At 72.3% G+C, this 19,728-nt stretch carries 17 protein-coding genes; 7 read left to right on the top strand and 10 right to left on the bottom strand.

The window, feature by feature from the left end:
- Positions 1–211: 211 nt before the first annotated feature.
- The gene (locus LCE31_RS03540; protein WP_225012460.1) at positions 212–991 is read right to left on the bottom strand and encodes an SDR family NAD(P)-dependent oxidoreductase; all 780 of its coding nucleotides are present in this window, start codon (positions 989–991) and stop codon (positions 212–214) included.
- 343 nt (positions 992–1,334) lie between these two features.
- On the opposite strand from LCE31_RS03540, the gene LCE31_RS03535 reads away from it, so the two are divergent.
- Both LCE31_RS03535 and LCE31_RS03530 read left to right on the top strand, forming a co-directional pair.
- Positions 1,335–2,162 carry a helix-turn-helix transcriptional regulator gene (locus tag LCE31_RS03535; protein ID WP_225012459.1) on the top strand — a complete coding sequence of 276 codons (828 nt, stop codon included), beginning with the start codon at positions 1,335–1,337 and terminating at the stop codon, positions 2,160–2,162.
- 130 nt (positions 2,163–2,292) lie between these two features.
- A complete protein-coding gene (locus LCE31_RS03530; RefSeq protein ID WP_225012458.1) occupies positions 2,293–3,225 on the top strand; it encodes an LLM class flavin-dependent oxidoreductase in 933 nt (310 codons plus the stop codon).
- A gap of 33 nt (positions 3,226–3,258) precedes the next feature.
- Here the strand turns inward: LCE31_RS03530 and LCE31_RS03525 are convergent, their stop codons facing one another.
- The 3 genes from LCE31_RS03525 to LCE31_RS03515 form a co-directional block, all read right to left on the bottom strand.
- A complete protein-coding gene (locus tag LCE31_RS03525; RefSeq protein ID WP_225012457.1) occupies positions 3,259–4,596 on the bottom strand; it encodes an NtaA/DmoA family FMN-dependent monooxygenase in 1,338 nt (445 codons plus the stop codon).
- 641 nt (positions 4,597–5,237) lie between these two features.
- Positions 5,238–5,426, bottom strand: a complete 189-nt coding sequence (locus LCE31_RS03520; protein WP_225012456.1) for a hypothetical protein — start codon at positions 5,424–5,426, stop codon at positions 5,238–5,240.
- A gap of 110 nt (positions 5,427–5,536) precedes the next feature.
- A complete protein-coding gene (locus LCE31_RS03515; protein ID WP_225012455.1) occupies positions 5,537–6,586 on the bottom strand; it encodes a zinc-binding dehydrogenase in 1,050 nt (349 codons plus the stop codon).
- A 106-nt stretch (positions 6,587–6,692) separates the two neighbouring features.
- Between LCE31_RS03515 and LCE31_RS03510 the strand changes: the two genes are divergently transcribed.
- Positions 6,693–7,244, top strand: coding sequence for a TetR/AcrR family transcriptional regulator (locus LCE31_RS03510; RefSeq protein ID WP_225012490.1), 552 nt, complete (start codon positions 6,693–6,695; stop codon positions 7,242–7,244).
- 52 nt (positions 7,245–7,296) lie between these two features.
- Here LCE31_RS03510 and LCE31_RS03505 read toward each other — a convergent pair whose 3' ends face one another.
- A complete protein-coding gene (locus LCE31_RS03505; protein ID WP_225012454.1) occupies positions 7,297–8,208 on the bottom strand; it encodes a LysR family transcriptional regulator in 912 nt (303 codons plus the stop codon).
- 372 nt (positions 8,209–8,580) lie between these two features.
- Here LCE31_RS03505 and LCE31_RS03500 point away from each other — a divergent pair, with 372 nt between their 5' ends.
- The 3 genes from LCE31_RS03500 to LCE31_RS03490 all read left to right on the top strand — a co-directional run bounded on the left by LCE31_RS03500 (position 8,581) and on the right by LCE31_RS03490 (position 11,037).
- The gene (locus LCE31_RS03500; RefSeq protein WP_225012453.1) at positions 8,581–9,192 is read left to right on the top strand and encodes an NADPH-dependent F420 reductase; all 612 of its coding nucleotides are present in this window, start codon (positions 8,581–8,583) and stop codon (positions 9,190–9,192) included.
- A 149-nt stretch (positions 9,193–9,341) separates the two neighbouring features.
- Positions 9,342–10,277 carry an SDR family oxidoreductase gene (locus tag LCE31_RS03495; protein WP_225012452.1) on the top strand — a complete coding sequence of 312 codons (936 nt, stop codon included), beginning with the start codon at positions 9,342–9,344 and terminating at the stop codon, positions 10,275–10,277.
- Positions 10,278–10,368: 91 nt separating this feature from the next.
- Positions 10,369–11,037, top strand: coding sequence for an NADPH-dependent F420 reductase (locus tag LCE31_RS03490; RefSeq protein ID WP_225012451.1), 669 nt, complete (start codon positions 10,369–10,371; stop codon positions 11,035–11,037).
- Positions 11,038–11,177: 140 nt separating this feature from the next.
- Here the strand turns inward: LCE31_RS03490 and LCE31_RS03485 are convergent, their stop codons facing one another.
- Entirely contained in the window at positions 11,178–12,143 is a 966-nt protein-coding gene (locus LCE31_RS03485) for a pirin family protein (protein WP_225012450.1), read from the bottom strand.
- A 184-nt stretch (positions 12,144–12,327) separates the two neighbouring features.
- Here LCE31_RS03485 and LCE31_RS03480 point away from each other — a divergent pair, with 184 nt between their 5' ends.
- A complete protein-coding gene (locus LCE31_RS03480) occupies positions 12,328–12,660 on the top strand; it encodes a tetratricopeptide repeat protein (protein WP_225012489.1) in 333 nt (110 codons plus the stop codon).
- Here LCE31_RS03480 and ligD read toward each other — a convergent pair whose 3' ends face one another.
- From ligD to LCE31_RS03460, 4 genes are all read right to left on the bottom strand, one after another.
- Entirely contained in the window at positions 12,661–13,590 is a 930-nt protein-coding gene (gene ligD, locus LCE31_RS03475; RefSeq protein WP_225012449.1) for a non-homologous end-joining DNA ligase, read from the bottom strand.
- A gap of 52 nt (positions 13,591–13,642) precedes the next feature.
- Positions 13,643–16,024 (bottom strand): phosphoketolase family protein, encoded by a 2,382-nt coding sequence (locus LCE31_RS03470; protein ID WP_225012448.1) that lies wholly within the window; start codon positions 16,022–16,024, stop codon positions 13,643–13,645.
- Between the two features lie 74 nt (positions 16,025–16,098).
- Entirely contained in the window at positions 16,099–17,496 is a 1,398-nt protein-coding gene (locus LCE31_RS03465; RefSeq protein ID WP_225012447.1) for an NADP-dependent succinic semialdehyde dehydrogenase, read from the bottom strand.
- Positions 17,497–17,813: 317 nt separating this feature from the next.
- On the bottom strand, positions 17,814–19,658 hold the full coding sequence (locus LCE31_RS03460) for a transketolase (protein WP_225012488.1): 1,845 nt from the start codon (positions 19,656–19,658) through the stop codon (positions 17,814–17,816).
- Positions 19,659–19,728 lie beyond the last annotated feature (70 nt).

Below are 19,728 nucleotides of genomic sequence, written 5' to 3'. Positions count from 1 at the left end.
GCACCCGTGCGGGCCGCCGGACCGCGCGTCCGGGCCCGTCCGCGTCAGGGCCCGTTGCCGCGAGGCCAGGGCAGGGGACTCGGCGCAGGGGCCTGACCAGCACCGCAGCGTACGGACGTGGCAGGGGCCCCCGACCGTGGCTGTGGCCGGAGGACCGCCACGACACACGGCCATGCCCGCATCCGCGTCGTTCAGTGCCGTTCTGTGCCGTTCAGTTGTCGCGGTACCGGGAGGCCAGTTCGGGGCTCTGGCCGTTGAAGGCCGCCAGGTCGGCCTGGAAGACGGCGTCGAGGAGCCCGCCGTCCTCGACACCGGGGGCGCAGACGACCTCCCCGAGATCGAGGCCGCGCAGTCCCGCGCTGACGACGTCTTCCGCGCTCATACGCGGTACGGCGCTCAAGTCCAGGCCCTGGCGGCTGTGGAACTCGGTGGCGACGACTCCGGGACACAGGACCTGCACCCGGACGCCGGTGTCCGCGAGTTCCGCGCCGAGCGTCTGGGACATGGCGACGAGGTGGGCGAGAGTCCCGGCGTAGACGGCGCGGCGCGGCATGACGGACGGGCCGGCGGGTCCGCTGAAGGCGATCATCCCGGCGACGTTGACGATCGTTCCCTCGCCGCGCTCCCGCATGCCTCCGACAGCGGCCCGCATGAGCATGGTGGGGGCGACGACCTTCACGTGGACGAGTTCGCGCGCCTTGTCGGCGGGCAGGTCGGCCAGGGGCATGTAGTGCGCGACACCCGCGTTGTTGACCAGCATGGTCAGCGGTTCGGTGGCGCAGAGCCCGGCGACGGTGTCGACGCCCGCGTCGGTGGACAGGTCCGCGGCCACCGTGCGTACGGTCACCTCGGGGTGGTCCGCGGCGAACCGCTCCAGTCGCTCCGCGCGCCGGCCGACGACGATCAGGTCGTGGCCGTCGGACGCGAGGCGCTCCGCGAACGCCTTGCCGATTCCGGAGGTGGCACCGGTGACGAGGGCGAGCTTGCTCATGGGGTCCTGCCTTTCGAGGGGGTGCTCCGATCATTCGTCGGACCGGAGGGCCCAGGGGCTCTGGGCACGGCTGTCGTGGTGGAGACGTCTCGACGGCTCAAGGCACTCGGGCACCTGGACCAGCGCGACGGCTCGCGTACGCCGCACGGGGGTCCGCCTCGCGATGGAGGTGACGGCCCTCACGTGCGGCTTGATGTCATGGTGGGAAAGCGCCCTTCGCTTGAGGGGCCGGGGCGGCCCGCACCTCCACAGTGGGCCCACAACACCACATCAGGTAGGAGACCCGCTTTCCTGGGACCGCCAGTACCAGGAAAGGGTCGCGCTCGCTTGCGACAATCGGCGTATGTCCACGGAACTCGGCAAGGTCCTGCGCGCCTGGCGCGACCGCGTCGGCCCCGAAACCGTCGGCCTGCCGTCGGGAGGCCGCCGACGCGCCGCGGGCCTGCGCCGCGAGGAGCTGTCCCAGCTGGCCGGGATCTCCGCCGACTACCTCGTCCGCCTCGAACAGGGGCGCGCCGCCAACCCCTCGTCCCAGGTCGTCGAGGCTCTCGCACGCGCTCTGCGACTCACCGAGGACGAGCGCGGGCACCTCTTCCGACTCGCGGGTCTCGCGCTGCCCGGCGCGGGCACCATCCCCCGCCACCTCACACCCGGTGTGCACCGCATCCTCGACCGCCTCGCCACCACGCCCGTCGCCGTCTACGACGCCGCCTGGACGCAGCTGCTCGCCAACCCCCTGTACACCGCGCTCATGGGGGAATGGCACGGCAGGGACCTCAACGCCGCCTGGCGCGCCTTCGCCAATCCCCACACGCGCGTACGCCACACCCCCGAGTCCAACGGCGCACTCCAGACCCTGCTCGCCGCCGACCTGCGACGCACCGCAAGCCACTATCCCAACGACCCCGCCCTCCAGTCGCTCCTCGGCCGACTCAGGTCGCACAGCGCGAGGTTCGCCGAACTGTGGGACACGGGCGCGGTCGCCGAGCACCAGGCCGCGCGCAAGACGATCGACCACCCCGACGTCGGCGCGCTCACCCTCGACTGCGACGTCCTCCAAGTGGCGGGCAACGATCTGCGCATCATGGTCTACACCGCTCAGACCGGCAGCGACGACGCGGACCGCCTCGCTCTCCTCTCCGTCATCGGCACGCAGGCCCTGACCGAGTGAGGTCCCCTGCGGCACCGCCCGATCCGGGGCACGGTCCGCCCCGCGCCGGGCGTGCGTCCGGTGGGCGCGAGCTGTTCGCCGTGCGCGCAAAGCCTGTCCGGGGGCCCGCGGGCGGCCGTAGTGTCCCGGCATGACGTCACCGGTGGTTTCCGTGCAGGCCCAGCCGCGGGACGCGGCTTCCTGGAGTGCTCTGGCGCGGCGTGTGGAGGCGGGCGGGTACGAGGCCCTGCTCACGCCCGACCACCCGGGCACCAGCGCCTCCCCCTTCGTCGCGCTGGCCGCTGCGGCGGCGGTCACCGAGCACATCGGCCTCGGTCCGTACGTCTCCCACGCGGGCATTCGTGAGCCGCTGCTGCTCGCGTCGGACGTCGCGACCCTGGACCTGGTCTCCCACGGCCGCGCCCGGCTGGCGCTGGGCGCGGGACACACTCCGGCCGAGTGGGACATGCTGGGCTCGGAACGCCCCGACGTCGCGGGTCGGGTCCGGCGTTTCCAGGCCGTGGCCGAGGCCTGCCTCGCACTGCTGGCGGGCGAGACGGTCACCGTCGACGGCCCCGAGGTGCGCACCCGCGAGGCCCGGCTCACCCGTCCGCGGCCGGTCCAGCCGCACGTGCCCTTCACCTTCGGAGGCGGCAACACCGGCCTGCTGCGCTGGGCCGGGGCGCACGCGGACGTCGTGGGGCTCAGCGGTCTCGGCCGCACCCTGCCCGACGGGCACCTGCACGAAGTGCGCTGGAGCGGTGCGGACATCGACCGCCAGATCGGCCTTGTCGAGCAGGGCGCCGCGGGCCGCGCCGACGCCCCGGCCCGCGAAGCACTCGTCCAGATGGTGGAGGTCACCGACGACGCCGAGGGCGTGGCACACGAGATCGCCGGCCGGCTCCACTGCGACGCGGCCGATGTGCTCGCCTGCCCCTATGCCTGGATCGGCACGGTGGCGGAGATCAGGGCCGCGACGGCCGAGCACGAGCGGCGCTGGGGCATCACGCGCTACGTCGTCCGCGAGGCGCACGTGGACGCGGTCGACCAGGTGGGCGCCCACCTGCCGGCGGCCGCCCGGTGAGAACGCGCCACCGCACTCCGGGGCTTCGGCTCGTCAGCCGGCGGTGCGGGACTCGGGGGCGTGCCGGTTGGCGGGGACGGGGAGGCCCAGGTTTCCGCGCAAGGTCTCGGCCTCGTACGCGGTGCGGAACAGGCCGCGCTTCTGCAGGACGGGGACCACGCCCTCCACGAAGAGGCTGATGTCGTCGTCTGTGCGGAAGGCGAGGTTGATGCCGTCGAAAGTACCGGCATTGAACCACCGCTCGATGGTGTCCGCCACGGTCTCCGGCGCGCCGACGAACGGTGAGCGGCGGAACTGGTTGACCGAATCCGCCACTTGGCGCAGGGTCAGGTTCTCCTCTCGGGCCCGTTCGACGATCCTGCCGGCTCCCGTCCTGCCGCCCTTCTCCGCGAGGTGGGCCACGTCCGGGAACGGCGCGTCCAGATCGTGCACGCTGAAGTCGTAGGCCCCGAAGGAGCGTCCGAGGAGCGCGAGGTTGCGGTCGAAGTCGTCGTCCTCTTCGAAGATCTCCCGCTCGCGCCGCCTCGCGTCCTCGTCCGTGGCGGCGACGACCGGGCTGCCGTGGATGAATATCTTGATGTGGTCGGGGTCGCGCCCATGGGCCGCGGTGCGCTTCTTGAGGTCGGAGTAGTACGCCTGGGCCTGTTCCAGGGGCCCACCGGGCGCGTAGACGCCCTCGGCCACCCGCGCGGCGAGGTCGCGGCCCTCCTCGGAGACCCCTGCCTGGAAGATCACCGGCTGGCCCTGCGGGGAGCGCGAGATGTTCAGTGGACCGGCGACCTTGAAGTGCTCCCCGGTGTGGTTGAGTTCGTGCAGCTTGCCCGGGTCGAGGAAGCGGTTGTGCTCCACGTCGGCCGGGAAGGCGTCGTCCTCGTAGGAGTCCCACAGGCCGCGCGCCACCTCGACGAACTCCAGCGCGCGTCCGTAGCGGGTGGTGTAGTCGAGGTGTTCGTCGAGTCCGAAGTTCTTGGAGGTGCCGGTGTCGAAACTGGTCACGACGTTCCAGCCGGCCCGGCCGCCGCTGATGTGGTCGAGCGAGGCGAGGCGACGGGCCAGGTTGAACGGCGAGTTGTAGGTGGAACTCGCCGTGCCGACCAGGCCGATGTGTGTGGTGTGCGTGGCGACGGCGGACAGCAGTGTGAGCGGCTCCAGGCGGTTGAGGTAGTGGGCCGGATAGGTGTGGTTGATGAACTGGCTGTCGACGATGAAGAGAGCGTCGAAGAGGGCGTGCTCGGCCGCCTGGGCCAGCCGGATGTAGTAGTTGATGTCGATACTGGCGTTCTTGGCGACGCGCGGGTCCTTCCACAGCCCGTGCTGGCCGGGGCCTCCGACGCCGTACGGATGCAGCGCGAGATGGATCTTCCGTGTCATGGGTCTTCCTGTCTGTGAGGGCTCACACGTGCGGGAGGCGTCGAGCGTGGGGCGTCCCGTGCCCGGTGGTGCCCGCGCCGAGTCCCGCCGGCACCGGACCCGCTCTCGTACGGCATCCCGACGCGCTCAACGCGTCGTGGCGTGGCATGGCCTGCCGTGCTGAGCCGCGTCGTGCCGTGGTGAGGATCAGCACGCCGGGGGACGGAAAAGCCCGAGGGGGGAGCAAAGGCGCGGCGGGGCACCGCACTTGCGCGGCGCGGCGGGGTGAGGCGAGGGGTCGGCCGGGGCTCTTCCGGGGGCTGTCGGCGGACCGGGGCGTCAGCCGCCCGCGGGCCGTGGACGGCAGGGGGTCAGCGACAGAGGGCGCTGGCGGTACGCCGCAGGTCCACGTACCGGCACACCACACCGCGGAGCGTCGTAGGCATGTCGCTCATCCTGACGGCAGCTCTCCCGGGCTGTCAATGGACACCATTTGGTGTCTCATCAGCCGGTCCGCCCCGACGCCCACGACGCGCGGCGCACGTCGCGGGACTCGGCGCGCCCGCGTCCAGAGGGTGTCAGCGCCGCGCGGACCTGCCGCCGCCCGAGGCGGCCTGAAAAGCACGCCCGTAAGGCGCCGTCTCACGCCGTACCGGTACGGCTCACTCCTCGCGTTCCTGGGACTCGCGCTCCTGGGACCTCGCCATGAGGATCTCCGTCTTCTCCTGGCTGCCGTTGGTGTGCCGGTCGCGGACATGGGCCCGCAGTTCGGAGACCGCCGCGCCCCGATCGCCCTCGGTGACGGGTTCGTTGTGGCCGCACCCGACGGCCGGACACAGGAGGTAGCGCATGGTGCCTCGATCATTCGCTCGGTGGGTGGTGTGCCGGAATGCTTCCCGTCCGGGCGGGCGGCGAACCGGACGGCCGGGGTCCCGCGTCGGCAAGGCGCGGTCGCGGCAGCTCAGGGGTGCATGACGATCTTTCCCACGTGCTGCCTGCGGGCGAGTTCCTCCTGTGCCCGCGCGGCCTGGTCCAGGGGGAACGTCGCGGCGACGACGGGCCGGACCCCGGCCCGGCGCGCCAGGTCCATGAGGAGGCCGAAGTGGGTGGGCGTGTGCATCGCAGAGCCGATCACCTGTGCGTTGTGCAGGTAGAGACGGCGTACGTCGAAGGCCACACCGTACCCGCCGAGGGCGCCGGCGACGACCCACCGGCCGCCTTCGCGCAGCCATGACACTCCCTCACTCATCAGGTCCCCGGCGACGACGTCGAGCGCGACGTCGATGCCCTCAGGCGCGCCGGCCCGGACCTGCTCGGCGAGGTCCCGCGCACGGTCGGCGACCGTGTGCGCGCCCGCCTCGCGTACCGCGTCGGCCTTGGACGCGCTGCTGATGGCGAGCACCTTCGCGCCGCGCGCCCTGGCGAGCTGCACGAGCGCGAGGCCGACACCGCCGGACGCCCCCGAGACCAGGGCGGTCTCCCCCTCGCGCAGCCGGGCGCGCTCGATCATGCCGAGCGCCGTGCCGTAGGCGGTCGGCAGCGTCGCGAGCTGGTCGTCCGTGAGCGGGGACGCCGTCACATCGTGCACCTGCCCGGCCGGGGCGGTCACGTACTCGGCGTAGCCGCCGTCGCGTTCGCTCCCCATCAGGCCCACCGGATTCGCGTCCGGCCCCTCGGTGTCGTAGATCGCCGGATCGACGACCACCCGGCGGCCGACGAGCCCCTCGTCCACGCCGGCGCCGGCCACGGCGACCCGGCCGGCCACGTCGGCGCCCTGGATGCGCGGGAAGCCGATCGGGCCCCGCCAGCCCGAGAGCGCCTCCGGGTCTCCCGGCCGGCCGTAGGCACCCTCCCGGGTCCACAGGTCGGTGTTGTTGAGCGCGACGGCACCCACCCGGACCAGCACCTCTCCCGCCCGTGGGGCCGGCACGGGCACCTCCACGCATTCGAGGACCTCCGGCCCTCCGTGCCTGCCCATCCGTACCGCGCGCATGGTCTCGGGCACGTCCATGACGTCCACTCCCTCCAGGTATACTGATCTGTGAACCTCGTTGAGTACGGTACACCGACCGATCGGTAAAGGGACGCCCATGAAGGTCGCGCGCGACGCACAGCCCATGACACCGGCGGGCCGCCGCATCGTGGCGGCCGCCGAGGAGCTCTTCTACGACCGGGGCATCACCGCGGTCGGCGTGGATCTGATCTCCGAGCGTGCGGGCGTGACCAAGCGGACCCTGTACAACCAGTTCGGTTCCAAGGACCGCCTGGTGGCGGCCTACCTCGGCGAGCGTGACCAGCGCTGGCGGTCCGTCGTCCGCGCCGCCGTGGACGCCTGCGACGACGCCGTCGCGGCCGTCACCGCGCCCTTCGACGCGCTGCGGACCTGGAGCGCGGACAACCGTCGCGGATGCGCGTTCATCAACGCCCTCGCGGAACTCCCGGACCCGTCCCATCCCGCGTACCGCGTCGCCACGGAGCAGAAGCTCTGGCTGCTGAACCTGTTCGAGGCGCTCGCCGTCGCGGCGGGCTGCACGGGCCCCGCCACCCTCGCCGGCCGGCTCCTCGTGCTGCACGAGGGCGCTCTCGCCACCCAGCCGCTCGCGCTCGACACCCTCGCGGACAGCATGGAGCTGGCGCGAGCCCTGGTCCGGGGCGCCGTCCGTCCGTAGACGCGACGCCCCGCCCGTAGAGGACCGTAGAGGACCCCGGCGGGGCGTCCGCTCAGTCCCCCTGCGGGATGACACCCCTTCCGAGCTGCCACATCTCGTAGTTCCCGCATTCCGCGGTGATCTCGGCGGTTGCCTGAGCCGCGGTGCAGAAGTCGTCGACCACCGGCGAGGCGCGCGATGCCGCCACCGCGAGGCACACCTGGTCGGGCGCCAGTTCCGGGACGGGCACATAGCTGACGTTCGGATGCGAGTAGAACACGGTCGCGGAACGGGCCAGGAACGAGATGCCCCGGCCGGCGGCGACATGCTCCAGCGTCTCGTCCACCCCGCGCACCAGATACCCGGCGTTGGGGTGCGGGCGCCTGGTGGGCTGCGTGCTCGTGTCGGCGTCCCAGACGAGCGGCTCGCCGGCCAGGTCGGCCTCGGTGATCCGCTCCTTGCCTGCCAGCCGGTGGCCGACGGGCAGTACCGCCACCCGCGGCTCGGTGTACAGCGGGGTGACGCGCAGGCCCGCCTCGTCGATGGGCAGCCGTACAAAACCGACGTCGATGCGGCCGTCGAGCAGCATCGGGGCCTGGTCGTCCCCTTCGATTCGCTGCACGTCCACGATCACGTCCGGGTGCCGGGTGGCGAACAGCTCCACCGCCGCGGTGACCGCGATGCCCGCCCGGAAGCCGACCATGAGCCGCCGGCTGCCACGGGCGGCCGCGCCCCCCCGGCGACGGACCGCCCGCGCGGAGGCGAGCAGCAGGCCGGCGTCGGCCAGCAGCTGCCGGCCCGCTTCGGTCAGTGCCACGCCGTGGCTGTCCCTGGTCAGCAGCGGGGTGCCGAGGTCTTGTTCCAGCGCGCGGATCTGCCGGCTGAGCACCGGCTGCGCGATGTGCAGCTCCTCGGCGGCACGGCCGAAATGCAGGGTGTCGGCGACGGCGACGAAATAACGCAATTTGCGCAGGTCCAGATCCATGGAGCCCCCTGTGCGGCGATGCCTTCAGGGTATCACCGGGGCTGAAAGAGGTCTTGGACAGCCAACTCGCAGCAATGCCATCGTGAATGAGCACCCGATGGGCCGGAGCGAATGCGGCACAAGGCTTCGCCCTCGGGATGTGCTGGCGAAACACACGCCCAGAGCGGGCACGCCAGGAATCGCGTGCCACCCCTCGCGTCATTCGGCGGCGTCGACGGTACAACCGTCCACGACGGCAAACCCGTCCACGACGGCAAACCCGTCCGCGACGGCAAACCCGTCGGCGGCGGTACAGCCGTCGGCGGCGGTACAACCGTCGGCGGCGAAGGGGTGGGCACGGCGTTCTCTTCAGCTCCAGAAAGAGGCACACCCATGAGCAGCGTCAGCATCATCGGCCTGGGGAACATGGCCGCCGCCCTGGCGGGCCGGGCGCTCGCCGGCGGCAACGCCGTCGAGATCATCGGCCGCGACCGGGCCAAGGCCGAGAAACTGGCCGCCACGCTCGGCGGCGCCACGGTCGGCGCGGCACCGTCCGGGGACATCGTCATCCTCGCGGTGCCGTACGCCGGCGCGGCGGCGGTGGTCAGCGCGTACGGGGACGCGCTGCGCGGCAAGGTCATCATCGACGTGACCAACCCCGTCTCCCCCGATCTCCAGGGCCTCGTCACCCCCGACGGCAGTTCCGCCGCGCGGGAGATCGCCGAGGCCGCCCCCGCGGACGCGCGGGTCGTCAAGGCGTTCAACACGGTCTTCGGCCATGTCCTCGCCCAGGGCGGTCCGTTGGACGTGCTCTTCGCCGGCGACGACGTACGGGCCAAGGCGAGCGTGTCGGCGTTCATCGAGAGCCTCGGGCTGCGCCCGCTGGACGTCGGCGGCCTGGAGATGGCGCGGTGGCTGGAGGGGACGGGCCTGCTGATGCTGGGCCTGGCCCGCCACGGTGTGGGGAACTTCGACTTCTCCCTCGACGTCGGCGTCCTCGGCTGAGCACAGCCGAGCCACGCCCTCTCGCGCCGCATGACCGGAGGGAGGGAGCGCCTGAAGCCGGCCGAGGACGGCCGGCGGGCAATCCCCGCTCTGTTCGTCCGCGCCGCGAGAAGAACAACCCCCCCCCTACTTTCCGAAGGAGCAGCAGCATGCGCGTTTTCGTCACTGGCGGGACCGGCCACTCCGGTTCGTACATCATCCCCGAGCTCATCGCCGCCGGGCACGAGGTCACCGGCCTGGCCCGGTCGGACACGGCCGCGGCCGCGCTGTCCGCGCTCGGGGCGAAGGTACGTCGCGGCGGCCTTGAGGATCTCGACGGGCTCAAGGAGGCGGCGGCGGACTCCGACGGCGTCATCCACGTCGCGCACCGGCAGGACCTGCTTCCCTCCGGCGGGATGGACGCCGTGGCCGCCGCAGAACTCCCGATCATGCTCGCGTACGGAGAGGCACTGACGGGAACCGGAAAGCCGCTGGTCGCGGCCGGGAGCATAGGCTCGCCGGGGAACCTGGGCCGTCCGGCCACCGAGGAGGACCCGGCCCTTCCCGTCGGTGACGAGCACAGGGGCACCCTGCGGGTCCGCAACGTCGTGGAAACCGCGGTGATCGGCCTCGCCGACCGGGGAGTGCGGTCCTCGGTCGTGCGGATGGCCAACATCGCGCACAGCACGACCGATCGCGCCGGCTTCCTCGTGCAGCTGATCGCGCTCGCGAAGGCGAAGGGCTTCGCCGGCTACCCCGGGGACGGCGCGAACCTGTGGAACGCCGTGCACGTCCGCGATGTCGCCTCCCTGTTCCGCCTGGCGCTGGAGAAGGGGCCGGCCGGCGCGTACTGGCACGCCGTGGCGGACGGGGCGGTCCCGCTCCGCGAGATCGCCGAGGCCATCGGCAGCCGTCTGGGCCTGCCCGCCGTGAGCATTCCCGTTGACGCATTGATGCTGCCGGGATACTTCGGCTTCCTCGCCAACATAGTCACGCAGACCTACCCGGCGTCGAACCTCATCACCCGCCGGACTCTCGGCTGGGAACCCGCTCAGCCCGGCCTGCTCGCCGATGTGGACAACGGCCATTATTTTCCCGCCCATTGACGGCGAAAAGTGGAGAGCGCCGGACCCGGCGAACGACAGACGGGCCCGGCGGATAGAAAAGTTACGGCTCTTTTGGAGGGGCGCCGAGAATATGACCACTGTGGGATTCATCGGAAGCGGATACATCGGCGGGACCATGGCGCGGCTCGCCGTGGAGGCCGGGCACCGGGTCGTGCTCAGCAATTCGCGCGGTCCGGAAACGCTCGCGGACGCGGCCGCGGAACTGGGGCCGCGGGCGTCCGCGGCGACGAGCCGGGAGGCCGCGGCGGCCGGTGACCTCGTCGTGGTCTCGGTGCCGGTCAAGGCCTTCGCCGCCGTGCCCGCCGCGCCACTGGCCGGAAAGACGGTCATCGACACGTGCAACTACGGCCCCGAGCGCGACGGGCACATCCCCGAGCTCGACAGCAACTCGCTCACTTCGAGCGAGCTGCTGCGGCGGTACGTCCCGGACGCCGCGATCGTGAAGGCGTTCAACAACATCTTCTTCAAGCACCTGCTGTCACTGGCCCGCCCGGCGGGCGCGGCCGACCGCTCCTGCCTGCCGATCGCGGGTGACTCCGCGCCGGCGAAAGCGGCGGTGACCGCGTTCATCGCATCCCTCGGGTACAGCGTGGTGGACGCGGGAACGCTGGCCGACGGCTGGCGGCAGGCGACGGGCACGCCGGTGTGGGGTACCCCGTACGGGCCGTCCTCGGACGAGAAGGGCCGGCCGGCCGGCGCCGACACCGTCCGAGCGGCGCTGGCCGCCGCGACGCGCTAAGCACGCGGCCGGCAGGGCGCGCGGCAGGCAGGGTCGGCCCCGTCTCCTTGCCGCGTCCGGCGAGCGCCGAGGGGCCCGGGGCGCCCGCGTGCTCTGGTCCGGCGTCTCCAGGGATCTCCCGAAGAGCGCCGGACACCAGGTCAGCGCGTACGTCCCCGTGGTTTCAGGGGCACGTTCGGGATGGCGGGGGCAGCGAGGCGTTCACCGTCGTAGCCGTGGACCTGGCCGAACCGGGTCCCCGTCATCCAGTCCTCCCGCGCCCGCTCGATCTCCTCGGACGTCCTTGCCACGAAGTTCCACCACATCAGCAGCTTCTCCTCGAACGGTTCGCCGCCGAGCAGCATCACGGCTCCGTCCGTGGCGGCCCGCAGCGGGAGCTCGCGGCGGCCCGTGCCGAGGTAGAGCATCGAGCCCGGCAGGACCGGGACGCCGTCGACCTCCGTCTCGCCGGACATCGCGAGGACGCCGTACTCGAAGTCCGGGTCCAGAGGGACGCGGACGTTCGTGCCCTGCGTGAGAGTGAGGTCCGCCCCCATCAGCGGGCTGTAGACGGTGCCCGGGGACTCGGCGCCGTCGAGTGCGCCGAGGACGACCGTCGCGCTCAGGCCCGGGGCCGTGACGGACGGGAGGTCCGCGTGGTGCTGGAAGTGGGGCTCGACGTGGCGGTGCGCGTCCGGGAGCGCGACCCAGAGCTGGGCGCCGTGCAGCAGCCGGGCGTGGGGGCGGGGGCTCTCCTCCGAGTGGGAGATCGCCCGGCCCGACGTCATGAGGCCGAGTTCGCGGGGGCGGATCGTCTGGAGGCTGCCGAGGCTGTCACGATGCAGCACCTCGCCCTCGTGCAGCCAGCTGACGGTCTGAAGGCCCAGGTGGGGGTGGGGCGGAACCTGCATCCCCGGCTCGTCCGCGATGTCGTCGGGGCCGTAGTGGTCGACGAAGGCCCAGGCGCCGATCATGCGGCGGCCCAGGTTGGGCAGGAGCCTGCGGACCTCCGTGGACTCACCGAGCCTGACCCGGCGCGGGCTGAGCAGCTCGCGCACCGGCGCGGCCCCCACTTCCTGCCTGCCGCCGCAGGTGGTGACGGTCGCACGGCGTTCCAGATTGCTCATGGACCACAACGTATTCCCGTCGCCCCGCGGGGCGCATCAGCGCCGCGGTAAATTCTGTGGAATATTCAACCAACTGCTCCGGTTGACGCTCTCGCCCATGACGAACGGCCCGTGAGGAGGCCCCGTGGAAGAGTCGACCTACTACGAGTACGGCACGCCGGCGGAGCGCTGGGACCGCGCGCTGATGTTCTTCGACGCCAAGGAGTACGTGACGGCCGCCCGCATCCTGCTGGGGCTGGTCGAAGAGCAGCCTGAGCAGGTCGCGACGCGGCTGCTGCTGGCGCGCGCCTACTACCACTCCGCGCGGCTGCGGAAGGCCGAGGCGGAGCTGCGGGCCGTCATCGAGCGGGACCCCGTCGAGGCGTACGCGCACCTCATGCTGGGCCGCACCCTGGAGCGTCAGGGGCAGGCCGAGGAGGCCGGGACGCATCTGCGGATCGCCGCGGCCTTCGCCGGTGAAGCGTTCGAAGAGACCACTCGGACCACTCCCCCGCGTCTTGACACCTCCGCCCGGTGATCAGCGAAGGGCCCTGAGGCGGCGCGCCGCGGGGCCCAGTCCCCTCCCCCTGGCCGGCAGGTCCGACCAGGGGTTCTTCTCCGCCTGCTCCAGGACGGAGCCGACGCTCCAGCGCTGCCCGTGCAGGGCCGGGTCGGAGAGCTGGTCCCAGCTGATGGGTGTCGCGACCGGTGCGCCGGGCTTCGCGCGCACCGAGTACGGCGCCACGGCGGTCTGCGCGTAGGCGTTGCGCTGGATGTCCAGGTAGAGCCGGCCGCCGCGCGCGTCCGTCCGCACCTCGGTGGTGAGGTGGTCCGGGTCGCGCGCCGCGAGCAGGTCCGCCGTCTCGCCCGCGAAGTCCCGTACCTCGTCGAAGCCGGCCCTCCGGTCCAGTGGCACGATCACGTGCAGGCCCCGCGAGCCCGTCGTCATCAGGGCCGCGGGCAGGCGCAGTTCCGCCAGCAGCTCGCCGAGCTGCCGGGCCGCGGACCTGACCGGCTCGAAGTCGTCGCCCGGCGGGTCGAGGTCGAAGACGAGCCGGTCCGGATGGTCGGGCCGGTCCGCGCGGGACTGCCAGCGGTGGAAGGCCACACACGCCTGGTCGGCCAGGTAGAGGAGGGTGGGTTCGCCGTCGCACACCGTGTGCGTCACGGTTCCGCCCTTCTTCGGCAGCTCGGCCCTGCGGACCCACTCCGGGTAGGAGGCCGGTGTGTTCTTCTGCATGAAGCGCGGCCCCGCCAGCCCGTCGGGGTGACGCTCCAGCATCAGCGGGCGGCCCTTCAACTCCGGCAGCATGTACGGCGCGAGGTCGTGGTAGTGGTCCACAAGGCCGGCCTTGGTCAGGGGCGGCCGCCGGTCGGGGAAGAGCACCTTGCCCGGCCGGTGCACCTCGATCGTCCTGCGCCCCGCCCGTACCGTACGGACGTCGTCACGCTTTTCTCCGCCGCTCACCGTCTCCTGCCCTCCCGGCACATCGTGGGTGTCTTGTGGCCGCCGTTCGGCGTCAGCCCCGCCAGGTCCACTCCGCGACTTCGGGGAGGTCCACCCCGTGTTCGCGAATCCACGCGTGGTGCCGGGTGCGCGCGTCGGTCATCGCCTGGCGCAGCCCCACGGACCGCACGCCGAGACCCGGCACCCGGTCGAGTACGTCCATCACCAGCCGGTAGCGGTCCAGGTCGTTCTTCACGACCATGTCGAAGGGCGTGGTGGTGGTGCCCTCCTCCTTGTACCCGCGGACATGCAGGTTCGCGTGGCCGAGGCGCCGGTAGGTGAGCCGGTGGATCAGCCACGGGTAGCCGTGGTAGGCGAAGATGACCGGCTTGTCGCGGGTGAACAGCGTGTCGTACTCGGACTCGGTCATGCCGTGCGGGTGTTCCTCGTTCGGCATGAGCCGCGCCATGTCGACCACGTTCACGACCCGCACGGCGAGCGCGGGCAGGTGCTCGCGCAGCAGGTCGGCGGCGGCCAGCGTCTCCTGGGTCGGTACGTCGCCCGCGCAGGCGAGGACGACGTCCGGCTCGCGGGTGCCGTCCTCGGTGCCCGCCCAGTCCCAGGTGCCCGCGCCCCTGGTGCAGTGTGCGATCGCCTCGTCCATGCTGAGCCAGTCGAACGTGGGCTGCTTGCCCGCCACGATCACGTTGACGTAGTCGCGGCTGCGCAGCGCGTGGTCGGCCACCGAGAGCAGGGTGTTGGTGTCCGGCGGCAGGTAGACCCGTACCGCCTCCGGGCTCTTGTTGAGCACGTGGTCCACGAAGCCCGGGTCCTGGTGCGAGAAGCCGTTGTGGTCCTGGCGCCACACATGGGAGGTGAGCAGGTAGTTGAGGGAGGCGATGGGGCGGCGCCAGGGCAGCCTGCGCGAGGTGCGCAGCCACTTGATGTGCTGGTTGACCATCGAGTCGACGATGTGCGCGAACGCCTCGTAGCTGGAGAACAGGCCGTGCCGGCCCGTCAGCAGATAGCCCTCGAGCCAGCCCTGGCAGAGGTGTTCCGAGAGCACCTCCATCACCCGGCCGCCCGGCGCCAGGTGTTCGTCGGTGGGCAGGGTGAGCGCCTGCCATGCCTTGCCGGTCGCCTCGTAGAGCGCTTCGAGCCGGTTGGACGCGGTCTCGTCGGCTCCCACGACGCGGAAGTCGCGGCGGCCCTCCGTCGCCGCCATCACGTCCTCCAGCAGCGAACCGAGCACCCGGGTGGGCTCGTGCAGGACGGTGCCCGGCTTGTCGACGGGCACGGCGTACTTCGTCAGCGGCGGCAGCGGCAGCTCGCGCAGCAGGAGCCCGCCGTTCGCGTACGGGGTGGCGCCGAGCCTGCGCGCCCCCTCCGGCACGAAGCTCAGCAGCTCCGGCACCGGCGCCCCGGTCGGGTCGAACAGCTCTTCCGGGCGGTACGAGCGCAGCCACGCCTCCAGTTGGCGCAGGTGGTCGGGGTTGGTGCGGACGCCGCTCAGCGGCACCTGGTGGGCGCGCCACGTACCCTCCACCGGGAGTCCGTCCACCTCGGCGGGGCCGGTCCAGCCCTTCGGGGTGCGCAGCACGATCACGGGCCAGCGGGGACGCCGCGTCTCGCCCTCGTCGCGGGCGGCGTGCTGGATCGCGCCGATGGCGTCCACGGCCCGGTCCAGGGCCTCGGCCATGGCCCGGTGCACGGCGATCGGCTGGTCGCCGGTGACATGGATCGGCTCGTGGCCGTAGCCGCGCAGCAGTTCGTCGAGTTCGTCGTCGGGCAGCCGGGCGAGGACCGTCGGGTTGGCGATCTTGTACCCGTTGAGGTGCAGTACGGGCAGCACGGCGCCGTCGTGGACCGGGTCGAGGAACTTGTTGGCGTGCCAGGACGCGGCGAGCGGCCCCGTCTCCGCCTCTCCGTCGCCGATGACGCACGCCACCAGCAGCTCCGGGTGGTCGAGGGCGGCGCCGTAGGCGTGGGCCAGCGAGTAGCCGAGCTCGCCGCCCTCGTGGATCGAACCGGGCGTCTCCGGTGCCACATGGCTCGGCACCCCGCCGGGGAAGGAGAACTGCTTGAACAGCCGGCCCATGCCTGCCGCGTCCCGTGAGACGTCCGGGTAGGTCTCCGAATAGGAGCCCTCGAGCCAGGAGTTGGCGAGGACGGCGGGTCCGCCGTGGCCGGGCCCCCAGACGGCGAGGGCGTCGATCCCGCGGTCCTTGATGATCCGGTTGAGGTGGGTGTACACGAGGTTGAGCCCCGGCGAGGTGCCCCAGTGCCCGAGCAGCCTCGGCTTGATGTGCTCGGGCGCGAGCGGTTCGAGGAGCAGGGGGTTGGCCATCAGGTAGATCTGGCCGACAGCGAGGTAGTTGGCGGCGCGCCAGTGCGCGTCGAGCGTCGCCAGATCGGCGTCGGTGAGCTGCCGCGCCGCGGTCTTGGCCTTGCGCATTCGGGTCTCCCTGCTCGTTTCCCGGTGGCTGCCGGTGCCGCGGGGCGCGCCCCGACGGCCGCCGGCGCGGGCGGTCAGTCGGTCGGGCCGTACCAGACGGTGGTGATGTTGCAGAACTCGCGGATGCCGTGGCCCGCCAGCTCGCGGCCGTACCCGGAGCGTTTGACACCGCCGAACGGGAAGGCGGGGTGCGAGGCCGTCATGCCGTTGAAGAACACACCGCCCGCCGCCAGGTCGCGGGTGAAGCGCTCCATGTCCCCCTCGTCGCGCGTCCACGCGTTGGAACTGAGTCCGAACGGTGTGTCGTTGGCGACCTCGACGGCCTCGTCGAGGTCCGCGACCCGGTAGAGCGTGGCGACCGGTCCGAAGGTCTCCTCCTGGTGGATGCGCATCGCGCCGGTGACGTCGGCGAGGACGGTCGGCTCGTAGAACCAGCCCGCTCCGCCGCCGGGCGGACGCCTGCCGCCGCACAGCACCCGCGCGCCGTGGCCGACGGCGTCGTCGACGAGTTCCTCCAGGTCGGCGCGGCCCTGCTCGCTGGAGAGCGGGCCGACGTCGGTGTCCTCGTCCATCGGGTCGCCCACGGTCAGCTCCCGCATCGCGGCCGTGAACAGGGCGGTGAACGCGTCGTACACGTCGGTGTGGACGATGAACCGCTTGGCCGCGATGCACGACTGCCCGGTGTTCTGGACGCGCGCGGTGACCGCGGTCTTCGCCGCCTTGGTGAGGTCGGCGGACGGCATCACCACGAACGGGTCGCTGCCGCCCAGCTCCAGCACGGTCTTCTTGATCTCGTCGCCCGCAGCGGCGGCCACGGCGCGCCCCGCCGGTTCGCTGCCGGTGAGGGTGGCGGCGACGACCCGCCGGTCGCGCACGACGTCCTCGACGGCGCCCGAGCGGATCAGCAGGGTCTGGAAGCAGCCCTCGGGGAAACCCGCCCGGCGGAAGAGCTCCTCCAGGTACAGGGCGGTCTGCGGCACGTTCGAGGCGTGCTTGAGCAGGCCGACGTTGCCCGCCATGAGCGCAGGGGCGGCGAACCGTACGACCTGCCAGAGCGGGAAGTTCCACGGCATCACGGCGAGCACCACGCCCAGCGGCCGGTACACGACGCGCGCGGCGGCGCCGCCCGAGTCCCGTACGTCGGCGTCGTCCGGGTGCTCGTCGGCGAGCAGGTCCTGCGCGTGGGCCGCGTACCAGCGCATGGACTTGGCGCACTTCAGGGCCTCGGCGCGGCCCTGCCCCACGGGTTTGCCCATCTCGGTGGCGATGGTGCGGCCGAGGCTCGGGGCGTCCTGCTCCAGCAGGTCGGCGGCGCGGTTCAGGAGCCGCGCGCGCTCCTGGAACGAGGTGGTGCGGTAGGTCCTGAACGTGGAGTCCGCCGCGGCGATCCTGCGCTCGACCTCCGCGGACCCCATCGGGTCGAACGTCTTGAGCGTCTCGCCCGTGGCGGGGTTGACCGTTGCGATCGGCATGGCCGATTCCTCCTGGAGTCGTTGGTCACGAGCCTGGTGTGCGCTTCGGGGCCGCGCAACACGGGTGCACCGCACGGACTCCGCCGCCCACCGGTGGAGCCGGCGAGCGGCGGAGCGGGGAGCTCACTGCCGAACCCTCCCGGGAGGGGTTGGGAGACGCGCCCTCGACGGACGGGTAACCAATCGGGAGGGTTCATGCACCGCATGCCCGGGGACCGGGCGGCGGCCCGCACCGGGTGCGGCCCGCGGGCGGTGCCGTGCCCCGGGCGACGCGCGCACGCCCCGGGCACCGCGCACGGGCGCCCCGTGTGCCCGGGTCAGCGGATGATCTTCTCCGTGAGCAGGCGTACGCCCGCGGCGATCGAGTCCGCGTCGATGCCCGCCGCCCGGCGCTGCTCCTCGCCGGTGGCCGAGCCGGGTACGGTCCGCACCGCCAGCCTGACCAGCCGCTTCGGCGCGGGCCTGCCGTCCGCGAAGGCCTCGGCGACGGCATCGCCCAGACCGCCTTCCGGGTGGTGGTCCTCGACGGTGACCAGGCAGTCGGTGTCCTCGGCCGCGGCCGCGAGGACGTTCTCGTCCACCGGCTTGACCGAGTACATGTCGATGACGCGTGCCGCGATGCCCTCTTCCGCGAGGGCGTCGGCGGCGGCCAGGCACTCGTGCACCGTGATGCCGGAACCGATGAGGGTGACCCGGTCCGCGTCGGACTGCCGCAGGACCTTGCTGCCGCCGACCGGGAACTCCTCGTCGGGGCCGTAGATGACCGGGGTCCCGCCACGCATCGTGCGCAGGTAGCGGATGCCCTCCAGCCCGTGCGTCGCCGCGACGAGGCGGGCTGCCTGGTTCGCGTCGCAGGGCTGGAGCACCGTGGACCCGTGCAGGGCGCGGAACATCGCGAGGTCCTCGACGCCCATCTGGGACGGCCCGTCCTCGCCGATCGAGACGCCCGCGTGCGAGCCGGCCATGGTGATCGAGGCCCGACTGACGGCCGCCATGCGCAGGAAGTCGTGGGCGCGGGTCAGGAAGGCGGCGAAGGACACCGCGTACGGGGCCCGTCCTACCGCCTGCATGCCGACGGCGGCGGCCACCATCTGCTGTTCCGCGATGTAGCACTCGAAGTAGCGCTGGGGGTGCTCCTTGGCGAAGTACTCCGCCCGGGTGGAGTCGCCGACCTCGCCGTCCAGCACGACGACGTCCTCGTACGCGTGGCCGAGCGCGGTGAGTGCCTCGCCGAACGCGTCCCGGGTGGGCACGGTCTCCCCGACCTCGTAGCGCGGGAGCGCCAGCGGCCGGTGGCGCGCCTCGCCGGTTTCGGCGGAGAGCGGCGGCCGGGCCACGGAGACGCGGATCGACCTCCTGCCGCCGAGTTCCTCGATCGCCTCGGCCGCGTCCTTGAGGGGCTTGCCGTGCATGCCCTCACGGTCCTCGACGGCGCGCACACCGCGCCCCTTGCGGGTGCTCGCGATGATCGCGGTGGGCTTCCCGCCGGTGGACCCGGCCTCCTCGAAGGCGCGCTCGACGGCGTCGATGTCATGGCCGTCGATCTCGACGGTGTGCCAGCCGAAGGCCCGCAGGCGCCTGCCGTACGCGTCGAGGTCGTGCTGGTGGCGGGTGGGGCCGCGCTGGCCGAGCCGGTTGACATCGATGATCAGTGTGAGGGCGTCGAGGTGCTGGTCGCCGGCGTGCTCGGCGGCCTCCCACACGGAGCCCTCCGCCATCTCGCTGTCGCCGCACAGCACCCAGACGCGGTGCGGTGTGTGATCGAGGCGCTGGCCCTCCAGCGCGATGCCCACGCCGACGGGCAGCCCCTGCCCGAGCGATCCGGTGGCGACGTCGACCCAGGGCAGCCGGGGCGTCGGGTGGCCCTCCAGCCTGCTGCCCAGGGTGCGGTAGGTCAGGAACTCGTCCTCGTCGATGGCGCCCGCCGCGAGGTACATCGAGTACAGCAGCGGCGACGCGTGCCCCTTGGAGAAGATCATCCGGTCGTTGCCCGGGTGGTCGGGGTGGTCGAAGTCGTAGTGCAGATGGTTGGCGAGCAGGACCGCCATCAGGTCGGCGGCCGACATCGAGGAGGTCGGGTGGCCCGAGCCCGCCCGGTCGGCGACCCGGACCGAGTCGACCCTCAACTGCTGCGCGAGCTCTGTCAGTTCACGGGTTTCCATGTCACTCCTTGGTGGGTCCTCCGGGGTGGTCCTGCGGACCCGGTCGCTGGTCGGGGGCGCGATACGGGGC

Source organism: Streptomyces sp. 8L, assembly GCF_020176795.1.
In the GTDB taxonomy this organism is placed as follows: domain Bacteria; phylum Actinomycetota; class Actinomycetes; order Streptomycetales; family Streptomycetaceae; genus Streptomyces.
The sequence above is the reverse complement of the archived record's forward strand: the minus strand, read 5'-3'. Positions and strand labels throughout refer to the sequence as shown.

Bases quoted from the DNA above. Each gene is read 5' to 3' on its own strand.
- LCE31_RS03495 (WP_225012452.1), top strand. From the start codon at position 9,342: ATGCGCGTTTTCGTCACTGGCGGGACCGGCCACTCCGGTTCGTACATC.
- LCE31_RS03530 (WP_225012458.1), top strand. From the start codon at position 2,293: ATGACGTCACCGGTGGTTTCCGTGCAGGCCCAGCCGCGGGACGCGGCT.
- LCE31_RS03465 (WP_225012447.1), bottom strand. From the start codon at position 17,496: ATGCCGATCGCAACGGTCAACCCCGCCACGGGCGAGACGCTCAAGACG.
- LCE31_RS03515 (WP_225012455.1), bottom strand. From the start codon at position 6,586: ATGGACGTGCCCGAGACCATGCGCGCGGTACGGATGGGCAGGCACGGA.
- LCE31_RS03535 (WP_225012459.1), top strand. From the start codon at position 1,335: ATGTCCACGGAACTCGGCAAGGTCCTGCGCGCCTGGCGCGACCGCGTC.
- LCE31_RS03525 (WP_225012457.1), bottom strand. From the start codon at position 4,596: ATGACACGGAAGATCCATCTCGCGCTGCATCCGTACGGCGTCGGAGGC.
- LCE31_RS03505 (WP_225012454.1), bottom strand. From the start codon at position 8,208: ATGGATCTGGACCTGCGCAAATTGCGTTATTTCGTCGCCGTCGCCGAC.
- LCE31_RS03490 (WP_225012451.1), top strand. From the start codon at position 10,369: ATGACCACTGTGGGATTCATCGGAAGCGGATACATCGGCGGGACCATG.
- LCE31_RS03485 (WP_225012450.1), bottom strand. From the start codon at position 12,143: ATGAGCAATCTGGAACGCCGTGCGACCGTCACCACCTGCGGCGGCAGG.
- LCE31_RS03480 (WP_225012489.1), top strand. From the start codon at position 12,328: ATGTTCTTCGACGCCAAGGAGTACGTGACGGCCGCCCGCATCCTGCTG.
- LCE31_RS03470 (WP_225012448.1), bottom strand. From the start codon at position 16,024: ATGCGCAAGGCCAAGACCGCGGCGCGGCAGCTCACCGACGCCGATCTG.
- LCE31_RS03500 (WP_225012453.1), top strand. From the start codon at position 8,581: ATGAGCAGCGTCAGCATCATCGGCCTGGGGAACATGGCCGCCGCCCTG.
- LCE31_RS03510 (WP_225012490.1), top strand. From the start codon at position 6,693: ATGACACCGGCGGGCCGCCGCATCGTGGCGGCCGCCGAGGAGCTCTTC.
- LCE31_RS03540 (WP_225012460.1), bottom strand. From the start codon at position 991: ATGAGCAAGCTCGCCCTCGTCACCGGTGCCACCTCCGGAATCGGCAAG.
- LCE31_RS03460 (WP_225012488.1), bottom strand. From the start codon at position 19,658: ATGGAAACCCGTGAACTGACAGAGCTCGCGCAGCAGTTGAGGGTCGAC.
- LCE31_RS03520 (WP_225012456.1), bottom strand. From the start codon at position 5,426: ATGCGCTACCTCCTGTGTCCGGCCGTCGGGTGCGGCCACAACGAACCC.